19 protein-coding genes and 1 pseudogene are annotated in these 17,852 nt (G+C 70.6%); 11 read left to right on the plus strand and 9 right to left on the minus strand.

Translation table 11 applies throughout. The features are described from left to right. The 3 genes and pseudogenes from ACSP50_RS10970 (at position 1) to ACSP50_RS10980 (ending at position 4,213) form a co-directional block, all read left to right on the plus strand. Complete coding sequence (locus tag ACSP50_RS10970) at positions 1–1,263, plus strand: glycosyltransferase (RefSeq protein WP_014689252.1); 1,263 nt, start codon at positions 1–3, stop codon at positions 1,261–1,263. A 178-nt stretch (positions 1,264–1,441) separates the two neighbouring features. Next, positions 1,442–3,169, plus strand: a pseudogene (locus tag ACSP50_RS10975) (IS1182 family transposase). 420 nt (positions 3,170–3,589) lie between these two features. After that, positions 3,590–4,213 carry an RICIN domain-containing protein gene (locus ACSP50_RS10980; RefSeq protein WP_157432774.1) on the plus strand — a complete coding sequence of 208 codons (624 nt, stop codon included), beginning with the start codon at positions 3,590–3,592 and terminating at the stop codon, positions 4,211–4,213. Between the two features lie 186 nt (positions 4,214–4,399). On the opposite strand, the gene ACSP50_RS10985 is transcribed toward ACSP50_RS10980, so the two are convergent. Beyond that, the gene (locus ACSP50_RS10985) at positions 4,400–4,885 is read right to left on the minus strand and encodes a MerR family transcriptional regulator (protein ID WP_014689254.1); all 486 of its coding nucleotides are present in this window, start codon (positions 4,883–4,885) and stop codon (positions 4,400–4,402) included. A 24-nt stretch (positions 4,886–4,909) separates the two neighbouring features. Between ACSP50_RS10985 and ACSP50_RS10990 the strand changes: the two genes are divergently transcribed. Continuing rightward, a complete protein-coding gene (locus ACSP50_RS10990; RefSeq protein ID WP_014689255.1) occupies positions 4,910–5,620 on the plus strand; it encodes an SDR family NAD(P)-dependent oxidoreductase in 711 nt (236 codons plus the stop codon). Positions 5,621–5,901: 281 nt separating this feature from the next. Here the strand turns inward: ACSP50_RS10990 and ACSP50_RS10995 are convergent, their stop codons facing one another. The 3 genes from ACSP50_RS10995 to ACSP50_RS11010 form a co-directional block, all read right to left on the minus strand. Beyond that, on the minus strand, positions 5,902–6,375 hold the full coding sequence (locus ACSP50_RS10995; protein WP_014689256.1) for an SRPBCC family protein: 474 nt from the start codon (positions 6,373–6,375) through the stop codon (positions 5,902–5,904). Further along, positions 6,372–6,743 carry an ArsR/SmtB family transcription factor gene (locus ACSP50_RS11000; protein WP_369793906.1) on the minus strand — a complete coding sequence of 124 codons (372 nt, stop codon included), beginning with the start codon at positions 6,741–6,743 and terminating at the stop codon, positions 6,372–6,374. Before ACSP50_RS11000 ends, ACSP50_RS10995 begins: the two co-directional genes overlap by 4 nt. 390 nt (positions 6,744–7,133) lie before the next feature. Further along, on the minus strand, positions 7,134–8,045 hold the full coding sequence (locus ACSP50_RS11010; protein WP_014689258.1) for an NADP-dependent oxidoreductase: 912 nt from the start codon (positions 8,043–8,045) through the stop codon (positions 7,134–7,136). A gap of 131 nt (positions 8,046–8,176) precedes the next feature. Here ACSP50_RS11010 and ACSP50_RS11015 point away from each other — a divergent pair, with 131 nt between their 5' ends. After that, complete coding sequence (locus ACSP50_RS11015; protein WP_099343738.1) at positions 8,177–9,031, plus strand: helix-turn-helix transcriptional regulator; 855 nt, start codon at positions 8,177–8,179, stop codon at positions 9,029–9,031. A 275-nt stretch (positions 9,032–9,306) separates the two neighbouring features. Here the strand turns inward: ACSP50_RS11015 and ACSP50_RS11020 are convergent, their stop codons facing one another. Together ACSP50_RS11020 and ACSP50_RS11025 are read right to left on the minus strand one after the other, a co-directional pair. Continuing rightward, positions 9,307–9,693: a YjdF family protein gene (locus tag ACSP50_RS11020; RefSeq protein ID WP_014689260.1), complete on the minus strand. Its 387-nt coding sequence runs from the start codon at positions 9,691–9,693 to the stop codon at positions 9,307–9,309. 192 nt (positions 9,694–9,885) lie between these two features. Further along, on the minus strand, positions 9,886–10,290 hold the full coding sequence (locus ACSP50_RS11025) for a DinB family protein (protein WP_369793949.1): 405 nt from the start codon (positions 10,288–10,290) through the stop codon (positions 9,886–9,888). Positions 10,291–10,431: 141 nt separating this feature from the next. Here ACSP50_RS11025 and ACSP50_RS11030 point away from each other — a divergent pair, with 141 nt between their 5' ends. The 5 genes from ACSP50_RS11030 to ACSP50_RS11050 all read left to right on the plus strand — a co-directional run bounded on the left by ACSP50_RS11030 (position 10,432) and on the right by ACSP50_RS11050 (position 14,156). Further along, positions 10,432–11,157 (plus strand): FKBP-type peptidyl-prolyl cis-trans isomerase, encoded by a 726-nt coding sequence (locus tag ACSP50_RS11030; protein ID WP_231956903.1) that lies wholly within the window; start codon positions 10,432–10,434, stop codon positions 11,155–11,157. A gap of 70 nt (positions 11,158–11,227) precedes the next feature. Then, positions 11,228–11,623: a GNAT family N-acetyltransferase gene (locus ACSP50_RS11035; RefSeq protein ID WP_197688128.1), complete on the plus strand. Its 396-nt coding sequence runs from the start codon at positions 11,228–11,230 to the stop codon at positions 11,621–11,623. A 4-nt stretch (positions 11,624–11,627) separates the two neighbouring features. Then, entirely contained in the window at positions 11,628–12,341 is a 714-nt protein-coding gene (locus ACSP50_RS11040; protein ID WP_014689264.1) for a GNAT family N-acetyltransferase, read from the plus strand. 18 nt (positions 12,342–12,359) lie between these two features. Then, positions 12,360–13,238 carry an LLM class flavin-dependent oxidoreductase gene (locus ACSP50_RS11045; RefSeq protein ID WP_014689265.1) on the plus strand — a complete coding sequence of 293 codons (879 nt, stop codon included), beginning with the start codon at positions 12,360–12,362 and terminating at the stop codon, positions 13,236–13,238. Positions 13,239–13,529: 291 nt separating this feature from the next. Beyond that, complete coding sequence (locus ACSP50_RS11050; protein WP_014689266.1) at positions 13,530–14,156, plus strand: PilZ domain-containing protein; 627 nt, start codon at positions 13,530–13,532, stop codon at positions 14,154–14,156. Between the two features lie 3 nt (positions 14,157–14,159). Here the strand turns inward: ACSP50_RS11050 and ACSP50_RS41725 are convergent, their stop codons facing one another. The 3 genes from ACSP50_RS41725 to ACSP50_RS11060 form a co-directional block, all read right to left on the minus strand. After that, the gene (locus tag ACSP50_RS41725; protein WP_014689267.1) at positions 14,160–14,324 is read right to left on the minus strand and encodes a hypothetical protein; all 165 of its coding nucleotides are present in this window, start codon (positions 14,322–14,324) and stop codon (positions 14,160–14,162) included. Positions 14,325–14,566: 242 nt separating this feature from the next. Then, positions 14,567–15,583: a DUF4190 domain-containing protein gene (locus ACSP50_RS44580; RefSeq protein WP_014689268.1), complete on the minus strand. Its 1,017-nt coding sequence runs from the start codon at positions 15,581–15,583 to the stop codon at positions 14,567–14,569. 254 nt (positions 15,584–15,837) lie between these two features. Further along, entirely contained in the window at positions 15,838–16,959 is a 1,122-nt protein-coding gene (locus ACSP50_RS11060; protein ID WP_231956904.1) for a glutamate-cysteine ligase family protein, read from the minus strand. Between the two features lie 301 nt (positions 16,960–17,260). Here ACSP50_RS11060 and ACSP50_RS11065 point away from each other — a divergent pair, with 301 nt between their 5' ends. Beyond that, positions 17,261–17,845 (plus strand): hypothetical protein, encoded by a 585-nt coding sequence (locus tag ACSP50_RS11065; RefSeq protein WP_014689270.1) that lies wholly within the window; start codon positions 17,261–17,263, stop codon positions 17,843–17,845. Positions 17,846–17,852: the final 7 nt, after the last annotated feature.

Consider the following 17,852-nt stretch of genomic DNA (forward strand, 5'->3'; position numbering starts at 1 on the left):
ATGAGCCGTCCTACCCGGAGACTCGTGATCGCGGTCCGCGCCGACCCGGTTATCTGCGGACACTCCGGTGAGGCTCGCAACCTCGCCGAAGTCGCCCTGCACCGGGGCTTCGACGACGTCCGCCTGCTCACCTGGCCGATCCCCGCGCTGCAGGCGGCCGGCCTGCCGCTCAAGCCACTGGACCGGCTGCTGCCGTACAGCGACGGGATCACCGTCGAACGCCCGGAGGCGGTCGGCGACTACCGGGTGCCCGACGGCCGGCACCTGGCCGGACTCACCGGTCGGCTCGTCGAACTGCTCAGCGACGGCGTGCCCACGGTCTGCCTGTCGATGTACCTGGTTCCGCACACTCAGGTGATCAACGACGCGGTCACCGCGGCCCGGGCCGCCGGCTTCAACCCGCAGGTCCACACCATCGCCAAAGCGGTCGGCTCGGACGTCACGAACGTGATCCGCTCGTGCCTGCGCGAAGGCCGGTTCGGTGCGGCCACCGTGCTGATGACCACCTTCCTGGCCAGCGACGAGGTGGTCGCCGTCTCCGAATACACCAAGGACGAGATCATCGCCTCGGCCGAGGAGGTCGACGCGCACTGCGGCACCAGCTTCGCGAGCCAGTGCCGTGACCGGGTGACAGTCAGCTACCCGCCGATCGACTCGTCGGCCTTCCTCAGCCTCGGCGACGACGCGATCGACGAGGCGTTGGAGAAGCGCGGCCTCAAACGCGGCAAGTACATCCTGTTCCTGTCCCGGGTGGCCCGCGCCAAAGGCATCTACGACCTGGTCATCGCCTATGGCCAGATGCAGTGCCGGGAAGAGGTGCCGCTGGTCGTCGCCGGCAACGGCCCGGCCCTCGAACACGTCCGGGCGATGGCCAAGGAAGACGAGCGGATCATCTTCCTCAACGACGTCGACGACGACGAGAAGCCACTCCTGATGGCCGGGTGCGCCGCCTACGCTCTGCCCACCAAGCCGGAGCCGGACTTCGTCGAGACCTTCGGCATCGCCCTCGCCGAGAAGATGCTGGCCGGCGGCGGCCCGATCGTCACCACCCTGACCGGCGGCACCGGCGAAGCGGTCGGCGACACCGCCATCATCGTGGAGGCCGGCGACATCACCGCGCTCGCCGAAGCCCTCGACCGGGTCGTCCTCGACATGCCGGAAACGGAGAAACGGGCGATGGAGAGCCGGGCCCGCGACTACGCCATGTCCTTCGACCGCACCGCGGTCTTCGACTCACTCTTCCCTGCCGGCCCTCCCGCCTGACGCCCCTGCCGAGCCCCGCCCCTGCTGAGCCCCGCACCTGCCGAGCCCCGCTTCTGCTGAGCTCCGCTTCTGCCGAGCCCCGCCCCTCCCGGGACTCTGTTGGCGAATTCCGAAGTAGATGCTCGCCCCGGCATGATCTCTGCTGATCATGTTCGGGGCGTTCGTCGTGGAGGTTGGGGTGTCGCTGCGTCCGATGGACCTGCGTGAGGTTCCGGAGCTGACTGCTCGGGTGGCCCGGACCGCGTTCCCGGCCGGGACTGCCGCGATGCGGGTGCGGGACGCCCTCGGGCCGATCTTCACTGACGACATGTTCCGCGGCGCTTTCCCGTCGCGGGGCAAACCGGCGCTGTCTCCTGCCCGGTTGGCCTTGGTGTCGGTGTTGCAGTTCGCCGAAGGCCTGGCGGACCGGCAGGCCGCGGACGCCGTACGTGCCCGCATCGACTGGAAGTACGCCTTCGGCCTGGAGCTGACCGACCCGGGCTTCGACTACTCGGTGCTCTCGGAGTTCCGCTCCCGGTTGATCAACGGCGGCCTGGAGCAGGCCGTATTCACTGCCGTAGTCGACGCCGCCCGAGCGACTGGCCTGGTGAAGGGCGGGGGGGAAGCAGCGCACCGACTCGACCCACGTGATCACGGCGGTGCGCGAGGTCAACCGGCTGGAACGCTGTATCGAGACGATGCGCGCCGCGCTGAACGCCCTCTCGGTGCTGGCGCCGACCTGGGTGGCGGCGCTGGCGGACGCGGAGTGGTTCGACCGCTACAGCGACCGCCCGGAGCAGTACCGCCTGCCCGCACCGGGAACCCGCAAGCGGATCGCGCTTGCCGAACAGGTCGGCGCGGACGGCTCCCGGCTGATGACGGCGGTGTTCGCCGGCGACGCACCCGCGCACCTGCGCCAGGTGGAGGCCGTAGAGGTCCTGCGGCAGACCTGGGTCCAGGAGTACGCCATCACCTCTACCGACGACGGACAGGAGCGGATCGTGTGGCGGCACCCGAAGGACTGCCCGCCGGGTGCGGTGCGCCTGGCCAGCCCCTACGACACCGATGCGCGTAACGCCGTCAAGCGGGATACCTCCTGGTCGGGCTACAAGGTCCACCTCACCGAAACCTGTGACCCCGACGAGGTCCACCTGATTACCCACGTGGCCACCACCGTCGCCACCACCCCGGACACCGGCATGATCGCTGAGGTCCACCGCGACCTTGCCCAACGGGACCTGTTGCCCTCGGTGCATCTGGCCGACGCCGGCTACGTCAACGCGCGCATCTGGTGTCCGCCCGCCGTGACCACGACGTCACGCTGATCGGCCCGGTGCAAGCCTCCACGGTGCGTAAGGCCGACAGCGGGTTCGGCCCGTCCGCCTTCACCATCGACTGGGATACCCGCACCGCAACCTGTCCCGGCGGCCAGACCACGACGAACTGGCGAGAGGCGACCAGCCATCGCGGAACCCCCGTCAGCCGGATCCGGTTCCTGAAAACCCAGTGCCAGCCTTGCCCGGTCCGCAGTCAATGCACCACGTCAGGTTCCCGCAACCTCACCCTGCGCCCCCGGGAGGAGCACGAAGCGCTCCAGTTGGCCCGAGCTGACCAGTCCACGGCCGAGTGGAAACGCCGCTACCAACCCCGGGCCGGCATCGAGGCCACCATCTCCCAAGGTGTCCGCAGCTTCAACCTCCGCCGGTCGCGCTACCGCGGCCTGGCCAAGACGTCCCTGCAGCACCAGTTCACAGGCGCCGCGATCAACGTCAACCGCATCGGCGCGTGGCTCGACGGCCGCCCTCACGGACTAACCCGCATGTCCCACTTCGCCGCCCTGCGCCCGGGGCCTGACGATCTGAGACGGCCTACCCGGACGGTGCCAGCTGGCCGCCCTCGGGGAGGCGGAGCAGGCTGCTCTGAGTAACCGAGAGTTGCATCAGCCGTCGACGCGCCGATCCTACGAACGTGCTCAACTGCCGATGAGAGCGCGTTACACCGAGGCGGAATCTCAGTTAGTCGAGGTTTGGTCTGGTATTTACCCTGCCATTACCAAAGGACGATAATTAGGTTGATTCTAGGACTTCTTTGGAGCTTGGTCAGGTGTGCAACGTCCGCCATTAAACCGTTCCGGGAGTCGCGAAGATGGGCATTCTTCTGGCAAGTGGGAGTCGACCCTGAGACCGGGCGACGATCAGCGCGCCGAGATGCGCGAGGACGTAGTGGGTCCCAACCTGATCGGGCAGCCGGGCGAAATCGCGTTGGTGAATACCTCAGCGCGGCGGCCTTCGGGTGTTTGATGATTGGGCCACGCACGATGTCGACGGCCTCGATGAAGGGATATGCGGTGATTCTCAAGCTCAAGCTTTGTGTGCTCGTGGCGAGTTGCGCGGTGGTGGCGGCACCCGCGGGTCCTGCCTCAGCGGCTCCTGACGCGACCACCACAGCCGCCGACCCAGCGGTCGCTTTCGTGGAACTCCGGCGGGCGATGGCCTTGACCGGCACGAAGGTCGCCGACTCCTCGCCGTTCAACCTGCACGTGGCCGGGCGCGGGAGTGGGTACTGCCTGGACAACTTCGCCTCCGGAGAGGGCCGGAACAACTCGCCGGTAGGTTTGTGGACCTGCAATGGCGGTCGCACGGAGCTCTGGCGGTGGCGCATCTTCAATCAAAACATCTATTACGGCGTCGAGCTGGTCAATAACGCGAGTGGACGCTGCCTGGACTATCCGGCCTCGATGGGAAACACGGTCGGTGCGCAATTCAATGTATACGATTGCCGGGACGGTTCCGCGCCGGGCCAGAACTTCCACCTCACCAACGCGTCCGGCGGTGTCGCGATGGAGTCGCAGGCGACCAACAACGCGGTCGCCGTAGACGCGTTTACCTCCAAGTGGCACGGCGACGGCAGCCCGGTCGGTCTCTGGTATTACAGCTCTCCCGGAAACGCCTTCCAGCACTGGTACCAGTAGTAGAAAATAGGCATCCGGAAAGACTAATCGCCACGTCCATCGGCATCCGGATCTGCCGCGACGACCGCGTCGGCACCCGACGAGCCATCACGCTGCGTGTGCCCTGGTCCGTGCTGAACGGCGCACCATCATGCCGAAAGTAGCGCGTCGATCTTCCCTCATCCATCTCGGTGGCCCCCGGCGCCGTCAACCACGTTCAACGAGATCAACGCCTGCCTGCGCGGGGTGGGACGCCCATAGTCCCTCGGCAACCCCAGCGGTCAGCCGACCTCGATAAACATCGATTTTATGATTGATGAGAGTGAGGCTTTCCTGCACCTCGGCGAGTCTGGCGACGACCTCCGCGCGGTGCGCCTCCAGGACGGCAAGGCGTTCCTGCTCGTTGCCGTGTCCGGAGGAGACCAGCTCAGCGTAACGACGGATCGTCTTGATAGGCATGCCGGTGGCCCGCAGCTTTGTACAGGCCGTGATCCAGTCGAGGTCGAACTGGCGGTAGCGCCGCCGACCGGCGGCGGTGCGGTCAATGGCAGCGACCATCAGGCCGGCACGTTCGTAGTAGCGCAGGGTGTGCACGCTGATCCCGGTGCGACGGGCGGCCTCGGCGATGGTCACACCCACGGTCGGGATGGAGGACGTGGATTCTGGTGTCGGCCCCGGCTTGACTTCGAGCACGCTCGAAATCCTAGCGTTCTGGTCATGACCGCAACGCTGATCTCCGGAGCGAATAAGGGTCTCGGCTTCGAGACCGCCCGCCAGCTCATCGCCGCAGGACACACCGTCTATGTAGGAAGTCGCGACATCGAACGCGGACGCCGGGCCGCCCAGCAGTTGGGCGCCCGGGCAGTCCAGCTCGACGTCACCGACGACGCGTCCGTGGCCGCCGCCGTCAAGACCGTCGAAGCCGAGGAAGGGCTGGACGTGCTCATCAACAACGCCGGCATTCAGGCGGAGCTGAGTGAGAACAACGTCGTGATCGGCGCGGCCGAGCTGACGGCCGAGGTGATGCGCCAGACGTTCGAGACGAACGTCTTCGGCCTGGTGCGCGTCCTCCACGCGTTCCTGCCGTTGCTGCAGCGCTCCACCAACCCGGTCGTCGTCAACGTCAGTAGCGGTCTGGCCTCGCTCACCCGGGTCACCACCCGCGGTCACGCGGCATTCGCCTACCCGGGAGTCGCCTATCCGGCGTCGAAGACCGCAGTCAACATGATCACCGCGCAATACGCCAAGGCATTCCCGAACATGCGGATCAACGCGGTCGAACCAGGATTCACCAAAACTGACTTGAACAAGAACACCGGCCGCCAGACCGTCGGGCAGGGCGCCGAAATCATCGTACGAATGGCCCGGACAGGCCCGAACGGGCCCACCGGAGGCTACTTCGACGCCGAAGGCCAACTGCCCTGGTGATCACCTCTGATGCACGCTCATGCCGCCGATAGCGCGCGCCGTGGACCCGTAATCGCGTGTCGCAACGTCATGGTGTGGTCCCTACGCGGCCGTGGGAGGCAACTGGGCGGGGTGGGGGCGGGCCGTCAGCCTTGTCCGCCCCGCCCCTGTTAAGCGACGGGGCGGATTCGCCAACAGAGTCCCTCCCGGGGCGGGGCTGATCTTCTGAGACATGCCCCTTCGGAGCGGGGTTGGCCGTTTCCGAGGCCGCCCGGTGCCGGCGGACCCGATCGCCTTTCCGGTCAGATGGCGCCCTTGGCGATCAGGGCGTCCAGCTTGGCGTAGCCCTCGGCGACACCCGTCTCCATGCCGCTGCGCAGCCAGGCGTCCCGGGCCTCGAAGCTGTCCACCAGCGACTGCCCGTGCAGCCGGGTGCGGCCGTCCCCCAGATCCTCGAAGGTCAGCGTCTCCAGCGACACCCCGTCCGGCGCACCCTCGAAGGTGAACGTCTGCACGATCCGGCGCGGCCCCACCTCGTGGAAGCAGCCGCGGAACCCGTACTCCTCATCCCCGCGGACCGCCACGTACCGCCAGGACCCGCCGTCGCGGGCATCCCACTGCTCGATCCGGGCGGTGGTCGAATCCGGCCCGCACCACTGCGCGAACAACTCCGGGTCGGTGTGCGCCCGGAACAGCTGCTCCGGCGTACCCGCGAAGTCCCGCGTGATCCGGATGATCGGCAGCTTCTCGTCCGCCTCGATCTTCGCCTCGCTCATTGTGCTCCACCCTCCTGCTCGTCGCGCTCTGACCTGTCTGATCCGTGCCCGTGACGATCCGGCCGCCCGTTGTCGTCCATGGCGCCCAGCACCGAGTCGAGCCGGCGGTAGCGTTCCTCGGCTCGCCGCCGATACAGCTCGATCCACACGCCGACCTCGCCGAACACATCCGGCTCCAGCCGCACCGACCGCGGTTGCGGCCCCGGCGGCCGGCTCACCAGCCCTGCGTCCTCCAGCACCTTGAGGTGTTTGTAGACCGCTTGCAGCGACATCCGGTACGGCTCGGCGAGCTGATTGACCGTCGCATCGCCACCCGCGAGCCGAACCACCATGTCCCGCCGTGTCGGATCCGCCAGCGCCGCGAACACCCGCGACAGCCCATCCACCGCCATCCCCGCCCCTCATTTCAACCTTCCGGTTGAAAGCAACCGTAGGCCGATCCTGTGGGGCTGTCAACCAAATCGTTGAAAGACCAGCTAGTAGGTGGTTACCTAGTCAATGGGAATGGTCGCGCCCATGCCGGCGCCGCAGACGGCCAGCACGGTAGGCGGCCTTCACGGGCAGCTCACGGTCGACCCGCATTCGCCGCCGCTCGGGGGCGACGACGACGCGCCGGACCGGATCGTGCCCGGCGTGCGGGACGGTCTCCGGCCACGCCCGGCGTGCGGGACGGTCTCCGGCCACGCCCCATCCGCCGCGACCGGTTCATGCTGATCGCGAGCGCCACCTCCGAGCCGCCCGGCTCCTTGACCGCGGCCTCAGTCGGGGACGGCGATGACCAGCTTGCCGCGGGTGTGGCCGGTGGCGCTCTGGACCTGGGCGCGCCCGGCATCCGACAGCGGATACGTCCCGGCCACGGTCAGGCGAAGGGCTCCTGTGCCGGCCAGACGGGCGAGGTCGGTCAGGCCCTCGACCGTGTTCTGCGCGCCGGCCGAGAAGACGACGCCCAGGGTGCGGGCGGCCGGATCGGCGATGGTCACCACGCGCTCGGTGGAACCACCCGCCAGGTCGATGGAGTCGGGCAGCGCTCCGTAGCCGGCCGCGTCGAAGACCGCGTCGACTCCCTGCGGGGCCACCTCACGGACCCGCGCGATCAGGCCCTCGCCGTAGGCCACCGGGATGGCGCCCAGCGACCGCACGTAGTCGTGGTTGGCCGGTGAGGCGACACCGATGACCGTCGCCCCGGACGCGACCGCGAGCTGCACCGCGACCCCGCCGACCGCGCCGCTCGCGCCGTGGATCAGCAGCGTCTCGCCTGCTTTCACCCCGAGCAGGCCGAGCACCCGCTGCGCGGTCTCCCCGGCCACCGGCAGTGCCGCAGCCTCCGCCCAGCTCAACCCGGCCGGTTTCGGCGCGACGACGGTGGCCAGGGCGAACTCCGCGTAGGCCCCGGTATCGGTGAATGCGATCACCTCATCACCGGGAGCCGGCCCGGTGACACCCTCGCCGGTCGCGTCGATGACACCGGCCGCCTCCAGCCCCGGCGTGGCCGGGAACGTCGTGGGGAAGACCTGCGCCATCGCCCCCTCGCGGATCTTGTGGTCGAGCTGATTCACCCCGGCCGCGCGGACCCGGATCCGCACCTGGCCCGGGCCCGGCTCGGGAACATCGGCCTCCGTGACCCGCAGCACCTCGGGACCGCCGAACTCCTGGAAAACGATCGCTCGCATCGGTAGCACCCCTCTGTCGTTCGCTGTCTGCGGCAAGGTTGCACCGCCGGAGACGCGTTGAGGATCGGACCGCTCTAACTAGGACTGGCAGTCCTTGGCTACGGCCGGACGAGCGAGCAACGATGAATGCCATGGACCGACGTGAGCTCGCCGACTTCATCCGCCGCTGCCGGGAGCGCATCCGGCCGGAGGATGCCGGGCTCACCTCCGGCCCCCGCCGCCGCGTTCCGGGGCTGCGCCGGGAGGAGCTGGCCCTGCTCGCCGGCATGTCCGCCGACTATCTGATGCGCCTGGAGCAGGCCCGCAGTCCGCAGCCGTCCATCCAGGTCCTGCGCGCGCTCGCCTTCGCCTTGCGGCTCGACGACGACGAGCGCGACCACCTCTATCTGCTCGCCGGCCAACGCCCACCCGCCGGTCGGCTCGCCGGCAATCACGTCCGGCCCGGGCTGCTCACCCTGCTCGGCCAGCTGACCATGTCCCCGGCCCAGATCGTCACCGACCTCGGCGACCTGCTCGCACAGAACGCGCTGGCCGAGACCCTGTTCGGCAGCATCTGCCCGGCCGGCCCGCACGACCACGAGCAGGACCACAACCTGGTGTGGCGCTGGTTCAACGACGGGCGCCTGCGCGCCTCCATCCCGGAGGAGGACCACGACTACTGCAGCCGCATGCACGTCGCCGACCTGCGCGCCGCCGTCGCCCGGCGCGGCGCCGACCCGGCCGCCGCCGCCCTGGTCCAGCGCCTGCGGGACAGCAGCGCCGAGTTCGCCGAGGTGTGGGACCGCCACGAGGTCGCCGTCCGCCGCAACAGTCGCCTGCGGCTGCAACATCCCACGGTCGGGCTGCTGGAGCTCGACTTCGAAATGCTCCTGACCCCCACGGAGGACCAACGTCTGATCCTGCTCACCGCCCCACCGGGCACTCCCACCGCCAACTATCTGGACCTTCTACGAGTCATCGGTCAGGAGTCCTTCCAGGAAACCTGAAACCCGATTCCGGCGGTACGCCGTACTGAACAGCCCGCCCGCACCTACCGCACCGGACGGTTGTGCCGGCAACCGCCCGTCAAAGGCTCCGGTGGCGGCCGGATGTCATCAGCCGCAGTGGCGCCCGGACGTCATTACGGCGGTGGCGGCCGTGTCGGCGGCTGCGGCGGCGCCCGGCTGTCAGTGGCTGCGCCGGCCGGCTGTCGGCGGCTGCGGCGGCGCCCGGCTGTCAGTGGCTGCGCCGGCCGGCTGTCAGTGGTCGCGCCGGCTGGCTGTCAGTGGCCGCGGCGGCGGGCTCGGGCTTTGGCCTGGCGGACTTGCCGGCGATGGGCGTCGTGCTCCTCGCGCTGAGTTCGGCTGCGCAGGCTTGATTCCTGTTTCCGCTGCTCCAGTTCCTTTTTCACCGCCTGCTGGGCGGCGGTGCCCAGGCCGGTCACCGCCAACCGGGGCTTGCGTCGGGGCCGGTCAGTGGCGGGCGCCGGTGGGTTGGCCTCGGCGCGGGAGAGGAGGGTGCCGCCGAACCGGAGGAGGAACTGGTAGAGCTCGGCGTCGGTGGGTTCCGAACCGAAGACGTGGCGGGTGGCGCGGACCAGGCCGGCGTCCGGGATTTCGAGGACGGCGACCCAGAACGGGTTGTCGAAATAGAGCGTGAAAGTGGCCATGGTGTCTCCTGTGCGCAGGCGGCAAGCGTCCTGCGCTGGACAACCGGTCGATGATCATGACCGGCAGGAGACGGGCCGTCCGGTTCCGGACGACGCCCCGACTACCGACGGGGCAGTGTTTTCGCGCGCCCCCAGGATAGCGACTTCAGCGGCGCGACGCGGGCGGCATGCAGCGGCTGGGCGGTGGCGCGGTCAGCCGGCGAGCAGCTGCTCGCGCAGGATGTCGGCGTGGCCGCAGTGCTGGGCCAGCTCGCGCAGCATGTGGAGGTAGACCCAGCGCAGCGGGAGGGGACCCCGGCGGTATCCGGTCAGGATGTCGTCGAGGTCCAGCATGGCTGTCGCGCGGCGGGAGGCGGCGCAGGCGTCGCGGTGTGCGCGCTGGACGTCGGCGATCGTGTCGTCCTCGTCAAGCAGGAACGAGTCGGCGGAGTCCGCCGGGATGCCGATCTCCGCGCGGGAGCGGCCGGTGACCGCCTCGTCGAACCACACCCGCTCCACGAAGGCCGCGTGTTTCACCAGGCCCAGCAGTGTGGTCTCGGAGGACACCAGCCGGTGCCGGGCCTGCTCCTCGGTCAGGTCGTCCAGGCTGGCGCGCAGCGCCGGCGGTGTTCGTCGAGGAACGACTCGAACTGGTCCTTGGCCGGCTGGCCGATCACCGTGTCGGCGAAGGTGGGCGGGAAGGTGGGCATGGGCCCGAGCATTCCAGACGGCATCGGCGGAAGTGTGTATTGTCGGGCCGTGCCTGATCCCGTGACCAGCCGTGGCAATGTGACTGCCAAGCGTTCCGCCGCCGCTTCGCCGCGCCGCGGCGCCCCGCCGCTGAAGACGAAGGCCGAGAAGCGGGCCGAGGCCAAAGCTGCCAAGGCGCGGGCCCGGGCGCAGCGGAAACGCCGGGAGCTGCTGACCATCGGCGGGGCCGCGGTCGTCGTGCTGGCCCTGGTCGTCGGCCTGATCGTCTGGATCGGTCACTCGTCGTCGGATTCCGGCTCCGGCAGCGCGGGCACCGCGAGTGCGGCCGCCTCCGATGCGGCGGCCCCGCCGAGCGCGGCGGCCGAGCCGGCCGCGACGTTCCCACCGCTGCCCGTGGGCGCCGACCCGGCTCTCGGCAAGAAGCCGAAGGTCACCAAGGGCGCCGGCAAGCTGACCGCCCTGAAGACCACCACCCTGATCAAGGGCACCGGCGCGCCGGTCCAGGCCGGTCAGACGATCAGCGTGAACTACGTCGGGGTGACCTACGCCGACGGCAAGGAGTTCGACGAGTCCTGGAAGCGCCAGGAGCCGTTCAGCTTCCCGGCCGGCGGCGGGCAGGTCATCAAGGGCTGGGACCAGGGCCTGATCGGGGTGCCGGTCGGCAGCCGGGTGCAGCTCGACATCCCGCCGGCGCTGGCCTACGGCGAGAAGCCGGCCGGTGGCCAGCCGGCCGGCGCGCTGCGGTTCGTCGTCGACGTGCTGTCGGCCGCCTGACCGGCCTCCCGGGGGTCGTGGACCGTGCTGCTCAACGGTCGTGGACCGTGCTGCTCAACGGTCGTGGACCGTGCTGCTCAACCGTCGTGGACCGTGCTGCTCAACGGTCGTGAAGCGCCGGTGCTGGAGGGTCGTCGGGTCCGGTGGCAGCCGCTCGGCCACCGGCACGCCGGCGATCTCGCGGCACGTGATGCGCATCGACCTCGAGACCGACGCCCGCAACGCGCGCTCCCGGGCCGCGATCGAGCGGGTCGGGGCGCGGTTCGCGGGTGTGCTGCGCAACCGGTCGAAGTCGTGGGCGCCGGGCGAGGACGGGCTGCTGCGCGACTCGGCCATGTTCGCGATCACCGCTGCTGCGGAGTGGCCGGACTGCCGGGACCGGCTGGTGAGGCAGCTGGAAGCCGGCGGGAAAAGCGGCGGACAGCCGGGAACGAGTCCGGTTGGATGGGCGCGTGAATCACGATGAGGTAATGGCGCTGTTCGATCGGCAGATGCGCCGCGACATGCCGGGCGCCGAACGCGGCCTCCGGTACACCCGCAACGCCGGCACGGCGCAGGACTGGAATGCCGTGGTGTGGTCCGATCTCGACGAGGAGACCGCGGACGCGGAAATCGCCGAGCAGGTGCGCTACTTTGCCGGACGTGGTGTCGGGTTCGAATGGAAGACGTACGGCCACGACCGCCCGGCCGACCTCGGCGCCCGGCTGGAACGGGCCGGTTTCGTGCCGGGTGAGCCGGAATCGCTGATGATCGCGCCGATCGGCGAACTGGATCTGGACGTGGCCCCGCCCGACGGGGTGCGGCTGGTGCCGGTGACCGACGCGGCCGGCCTGGCCTTGCTGATCCGGGCCAGCGAGTCGGCGTTCGGGGAACCGGCCGGCTCGTGGCGGCATCAAGAGCCGGCAAGCCTGCGCGCGTTCGTCGCGATGGCCGGCGACGAGCCGATCTCCGGTGCCCGCATGGAGGTGCACGAGGGCACCGCGTTCGCGAGCCTGTGGGGCGGCGGCACCGTCGAGAAATGGCGGGGCCGGGGCGTCTATCGTGCCCTGGTGGCCTGCCGGGCACGGATCGCGGCCGACCTCGGGTACGAGTATCTGCAGGTCGACGCCTCCGACCAGAGCCGCCCGATCCTGCTGCGGCTGGGCTTCGCCGCGGTCGGTACGACCACGCCGTACCACCGCTGAGATAGTTAGGGTTGCCGCATGCGCATCTCCATCTGGCCCGGCGCCGGTCAGTCCTGGTCCGGCATTCTCGAGGCCACCCGTCACGCGGAAGAGACCGGCTGGGACGGCGTCTGGATCGCCGACCACTTCATGCCGAACGCCGGCCCCGGCCGGGACCCGCTCGCCCCCACCCTGGAAGCCGGCACCCTGGTCGCCGGCCTGGCCGCCGCGGTGCCCCGGCTGCGGATCGGCACGCTCGTCTACGGCAACACGTATCGCCACCCGGCGGTCCTCGCGAACATGGCGGTCACCGCCGACCACATCAGCGGCGGCCGGTTCACCCTCGGCGTCGGCGCCGGCTGGCAGGTGAACGAGCACGAGCAGTACGGGATCGAGCTGCCGCCGACCAGGCAGCTGCTGGACCGGTTCGTCGAGGCGCTGCAGGTGCTGCACGGGCTGCTGCGTACCCCGAAGACGACGCTGAACGGGGAGTACTACCAGCTGACCGACGCGGTATGCGAACCGAAACCGGTCCAGCACCCGCTGCCGATCATGATCGGCGCCAAGGGTGAGAAACGGATGCTCGGCGTCGTCGCCGAATACGCCGACATGTGGAACACCTGGGGCCATCCGGAGGTCATCGCGCACAAATCGGCGGTCCTGGACCGGTTCTGCGCCGAGATCAACCGGGACCCGCGCACCATCGAGCGCACCGCGCAGGCCCTCACGGTCGTCGACGGGCCCCTGCCGGACAATCTGCCGGTTCCGGTGATCGGCGGCAGCCGGGCGGCGCTCGCCGACGCCATCGCCGAATACCGCGCGGCCGGACTCGACGAACTCATCATCCCGGACGGCCTGCTCGGCACCGGCGCCGAAAAGCTCAAGGACATGGACGTCATCCTGGGACTGGTGCGGTAGCCCGCGGTCTTTCCGCGACCATCCACGGACGGTAGGGCGCGGCGATTCGTTCCGGCCGCGCCAGCGGCCGGAATCGCCGGGTCCGGGAGCGGCGGGAGCGGCGATCAGTTATCGGCCGCAGCGCACGACATGATGAATGTGAATGTGTTTTGCCGTTGCCGACCGGGAGCGGAATCGCCGGGGAGAGACTCGGATCGCAACTCCCGGACCTCTCAAGGGCGAGGGGGCGCCGCCGACCTTGCAGGACGACCCGCGGAGTGCGGGCCAGGCGACGTGAAAGGCCGGCGTGTGATGGAGTTGCCCGAGATCGGTTCCGAGATGTTCCTGGCCCTGGGCGAGGGCGTGAACTTCCGCTCCCGGCTGGAGTCGGTGGACGGGGAGGTCTTCAGCGTGGCCGCTCCGCTGGAGACGGCCGGGCCGTCGGGGTTCCTGCCGGGCTACGAGTTCGACGTGTTCTGGGTGCCGCCGCGCAGCCGGGTGGTGATGCCGGTGCTGCTCAAGAGCGTGACCGACGGGGCGCCGTTCCGGTGGAACCTGTTCCCGACGGCGGAGCCGGTGATCAGCAACCGGCGCGAGTACGCCCGTGGCGGGGCCGGTGCGCCGATCCGCCTGTTCGGTGAGTGGGGGCCGCAGTACCTGCAGGGCCGGATGCTCGACATCAGCGAGGGCGGCCTGCGGTTCTGGGTGCCCGAGGGCAAGATGTTCAAGGAGGGCGAGCAGCTGCGCGCCCTGGTCTGGCTCGGCAACGGCGAGGCGGAGCTCAAGGGCCGGGTGTACGCGGTCCGCGAGGCGGGCGACGAGCCCGGCCACCACGTGGTGCTGATCTTCAAGACCGTGGACCCGTTGGCCCAGATGATCCGCCAGTACGTGATCGCCTGGGAGATCGGCGAGCGCCGCAAGGCCCGCCAGCGCGCCTGACGATCAGCGGATCCGCACGGTGCCGGCCTGAACCGACGACAGTTTGTCCGGGTTGGCGGTGTTGAGAACCACCGCCACCCGGCCGTCGGCGTCCCCCTCCGGCGCGAGCAGCGCCATCAGTGTGTTGCGGTCGCCGCCGTCGGCGGCCGCGAAGAAGCGCCCGGTCACGGTCCGCTGCCGCTCCCGGTCCGCGAGAAGACTTCGACGATTGCCGCGTACGTGGTCCCGCGCGCGCCGGGCGGCCTGACGTACACCGGCCGGGCTGCGGTCGAGCGGCCGCCGCTGTCCCGTCGGACGAGCAGGCGAAGGCCCCGGAGCACGAGCACCGCGCGTGGCGTGTAGCTGCCGCCACGCCGCCGGCCGGGCGTCCCGAGGCCCGGCACGTCGCCGGAGCGAGCCGGTGGCTCAGGTCACCTGTTCACCATCGACCCGACGTACCTGCCGTGCTTGGGGGCGGCCGCGATGCAGGTGACCCCGCGGTCGAATGCCCACGACTCCCTGGACGGGAAGACGTAGAAGTAGTCGGCCCTGGCGTACTTGCCCTTGGCGTACGGGTCGAGGGACCGGCCGCAGCGCTTGTCGGCCTCCTTCTCGACGAGGGTGTCACCCGGGAAGTCGCCCTTCGGGAAGGTGAAGACCGTGTACACCTCACCCTCGTGCGGCTTCGAACAGTCGATCACCGGCAGGTCGCGCACCGTCTCCTGCTCGACCAGGGTCTCGATGCAGTCGCCCGGGGCCAGCTTCTCGGTCCGCACATCCTGCGCCTCGGTCGGCACGGTGGTGGGCGTGGTGGCGATCGAGGTGGGACGGCTGCCGGTGGTCAGGTCGTTCGCCCGGGGGGTGTCGTCGGCCGCCACCCCGATGATGACCGCCGTGACGATGCCGAGGATCCAGCAGCCGGCCAGGCTCAGGCCGGCGATCGCCAGGCCGCGACCGCGGTCGTTGCGCTTGCGGATCTGCGTCAGGGCGGCGATGCCGAAGCCGATCGCGAAGAAGACGCCGCCGATGACGCCGAAGATCAGCGAGGCGATCGCGAAGCCGTTGACGATGCCGGACGGGGGCGGACCGAACGGGTAGCCCGCGGCGGGGTAGCCGGGCTGCTGGCCCGGGTAGCCGGGCGGCGGCGGGAAGCCCGGCGGTGGGAAGCCCGGCGGAGGGAAACCCGGGGGCGGGAAGCCTGCGGCGGCCGGTGGCTGGTATGCCGGTGGCTGGTATGCCGGGGGTGCCGAGGCCGGCTGTGCCGGTGCGGGGAAGGGGAGCGTCGCCGGCGGGTCCGGCGTCGGGTACGCCGGTGCCGCGTTGTACAGCGGAGCCGTGGGCGGTGCGTCGTACAGCGGAGCCGTGGGCGGTGCGGCCAGCGCATCACTGGCGGGGGCGGCGGACGCCAGGGGATCGCTGGCGGGCTGCCCGGGAAATTCCTCGTTCACGCCAGGACGGTAGCCCAACAAGGGGTCTTCACCGAGGCCACGACGTATCGATTCCGTTGCGGCCTCGGTGCGGCAGATCAGACCCGGCCGGTCGGCCGCGGCCGATGCACGACCGGCCGTTTCAGGCGCGGCGGGCTCAGATGCGGCCCTTTCAGGCGCGGCGGGCTCAGATGCGGCCGTTCAGGCGCGGCCGGCTCAGACCCGGCCCTTTCAGGCGCGGCGGGCTCAGAAGCGGCCGTTCAGGCGCGGCCGGTTCAGACCCGGCCGGTGATGTGGTCCAGCAGGTCGTCGGCGGGGCAGCGGCCCCGATTGACGTACGCGTCGGTGAAGTCGGCCAGGGCGTCGCGCAGCTCGCGGGCGGCGCCGTTGCGGGCGAAGCTGGCGTAGGCGGCCAGGAAGCAGGCCCGCGCGGCGTCGGCCAGCACCGGGTCGGTGAGCGCGTCGCGGGCGGCCCGCTCCCACAACCGGGGCTCGCCGGCCAGGTGGACCGTGGCGGCGTAGGCCTCCTCGGCGGCGCGCGGGTCGTCCAGCAGCGCGGTGATCATCGCGGCCGGCAGGCGCCAGCCGTGCCCGGGCTGCCGGTCGACCGCGTCGATCTCCAGGTGACCGCGGGCGGCGACCGGCGGGCGCACGGCGGTCAGGTGGCGCAGCAGATCGCTCTCGGTCAGACGGGCGCCGGCGCGCAGCCGGTCCCGGAGGCTGCGGCCGGTCACGGTGGGTGCGTCGAGGGCCGCGGCGGCCCATGACGTACGCGGATCGATGGCGAACCGGGCGCCGAAGCCCTCCGTGACATGGCCCGGGACCCGGGGCGCGGGAAGCGCAGCGACCGCGTGGCCCGGCAGGACCGGCAGGTCGCGGCGCAGTGCCTGGCGCACGCTGCGCCAGCCGGACGGGCGGCCGTGCGTCAGCGGCGCGTTGGCGAAGGCCGCGGCCAGCACCGGGGCGAGAGTGTGCGCCAGCACCCAGCGGCGGCGCAGGCCGAGCGGGCCGTCCTCGTCGAGCCCCGCCTCCAGGCCGACCCGCAGGCCCGCGGTCGCCGTGCCGTAGGCGTGCGCCGGGCTGTCCGGGTGCACGGTGTCGGTGGCGAACGGCAGCACCGTGAGGCCCTGCTGGTCGGTGACCCGGGTGGCGGCCGCCAGGTCGTCGGACATCCGGCGCAGGGCGATCTCGATGCCCGGCGACGGCGGGCCGCTGACCACCGCGACCCGCGGCGAGCGGGCGTCCAGGAAGCCGTGCCGCAGCGGGCGGCGGGCGCTGGGCGCGGACTCCGGATCGAGCAGCAGGTCGACGGCGACGCCGACGAACCCGGGCCGCCCGGGCGCGAGGGCGCGGGCCGCGACGAAGTCCTCGGCGGCCTGCTCGGTCAGGATGGTCACGCGTGCCTCCGCTTGCGCTCGTCGGGCCGCCTGAAGTGTCCGGCCGGCCGGGTGCGCCGGGGGTTGCCCGGGCAGCCCCGGACGGTTGCCGGGCGGCGGTGGTACAGCGGGCCGGCGGCCGGAGATGGTCGGCGCGCCTGGTGGCGTCTCCGCTGCTCCGGCCGTCGGTCGCCGTGGCCGGGAGCATAGCATTCCTATCTGTGCGATAGGAATATCTGAGGACTTCTCAGGGGGACCCGGAGAAGAGAATCAGGGAATGTGCCGGTGCTGCCCGGGGTGCCCGCCGCTCTAGCGTCGACCCATGTCATCGATCACGGTCATCATCCGGCGTACGGCGGTCGCCGCTCCGGCACTGCTCCTCACGTACGGCGTGTGCCGCTTCCTGGACGGGCTGGACGGCCGCCGCGGCTCCGGGGTGTTCTGGAACGTGGGACACGTCGCGTTCTTCGTCGCCATGGTCCTCTTCGGCGTGCTCGCGGTCGGGCTGCGCGGCCTGCTCGGCGGGCGCCCGGTGGCGACCGTCGCGACCGTGGTCGCGCTCGCCGGGGTGGCCTGCTTCCTGTGGGTGATCACCGGGGACCTGTTCCACGGGTTCCGGCGGGCCGCGCCGATGCCCGATGCGCTGCAGACGGCCGGGCCGATGCTGTTCCCGCTCGGCATGCTGGGGTTCTTCGGGCTGCTGGTCGCCGCCCGCCGGCTGCCGGTCTGGACGCCGCTGCTGTTCGGCGTCGGCACCGCGGCGATCTCGGTGGACCTCGATCTGCTGCCGATCGCCGCCTTCGTGGTCTTCTGCTCACTGCTGCCGCTGCGCCGGACGTCGGAATTCGCAGATTCCGCAACACCGCAGGTCCGGTACCGTCCGCGGCGTGAACTTCGGTCCCGGTAAACGCCGA

The organism is Actinoplanes sp. SE50/110, assembly GCF_900119315.1.
Taxonomy (GTDB): domain Bacteria; phylum Actinomycetota; class Actinomycetes; order Mycobacteriales; family Micromonosporaceae; genus Actinoplanes.

What these genes read in the sequence shown, in the direction of transcription:
- ACSP50_RS10970 (WP_014689252.1), top strand. Translation starts at nt 1, where the DNA reads ATGAGCCGTCCTACCCGGAGACTCGTGATCGCGGTCCGCGCCGACCCG.
- ACSP50_RS10990 (WP_014689255.1), top strand. Translation starts at nt 4,910, where the DNA reads ATGACCGCAACGCTGATCTCCGGAGCGAATAAGGGTCTCGGCTTCGAG.
- ACSP50_RS10995 (WP_014689256.1), bottom strand. Translation starts at nt 6,375, where the DNA reads ATGAGCGAGGCGAAGATCGAGGCGGACGAGAAGCTGCCGATCATCCGG.
- ACSP50_RS11010 (WP_014689258.1), bottom strand. Translation starts at nt 8,045, where the DNA reads ATGCGAGCGATCGTTTTCCAGGAGTTCGGCGGTCCCGAGGTGCTGCGG.
- ACSP50_RS11015 (WP_099343738.1), top strand. Translation starts at nt 8,177, where the DNA reads ATGGACCGACGTGAGCTCGCCGACTTCATCCGCCGCTGCCGGGAGCGC.
- ACSP50_RS11020 (WP_014689260.1), bottom strand. Translation starts at nt 9,693, where the DNA reads ATGGCCACTTTCACGCTCTATTTCGACAACCCGTTCTGGGTCGCCGTC.
- ACSP50_RS11040 (WP_014689264.1), top strand. Translation starts at nt 11,628, where the DNA reads ATGGCGCTGTTCGATCGGCAGATGCGCCGCGACATGCCGGGCGCCGAA.
- ACSP50_RS11045 (WP_014689265.1), top strand. Translation starts at nt 12,360, where the DNA reads ATGCGCATCTCCATCTGGCCCGGCGCCGGTCAGTCCTGGTCCGGCATT.
- ACSP50_RS11050 (WP_014689266.1), top strand. Translation starts at nt 13,530, where the DNA reads ATGGAGTTGCCCGAGATCGGTTCCGAGATGTTCCTGGCCCTGGGCGAG.
- ACSP50_RS11065 (WP_014689270.1), top strand. Translation starts at nt 17,261, where the DNA reads ATGTCATCGATCACGGTCATCATCCGGCGTACGGCGGTCGCCGCTCCG.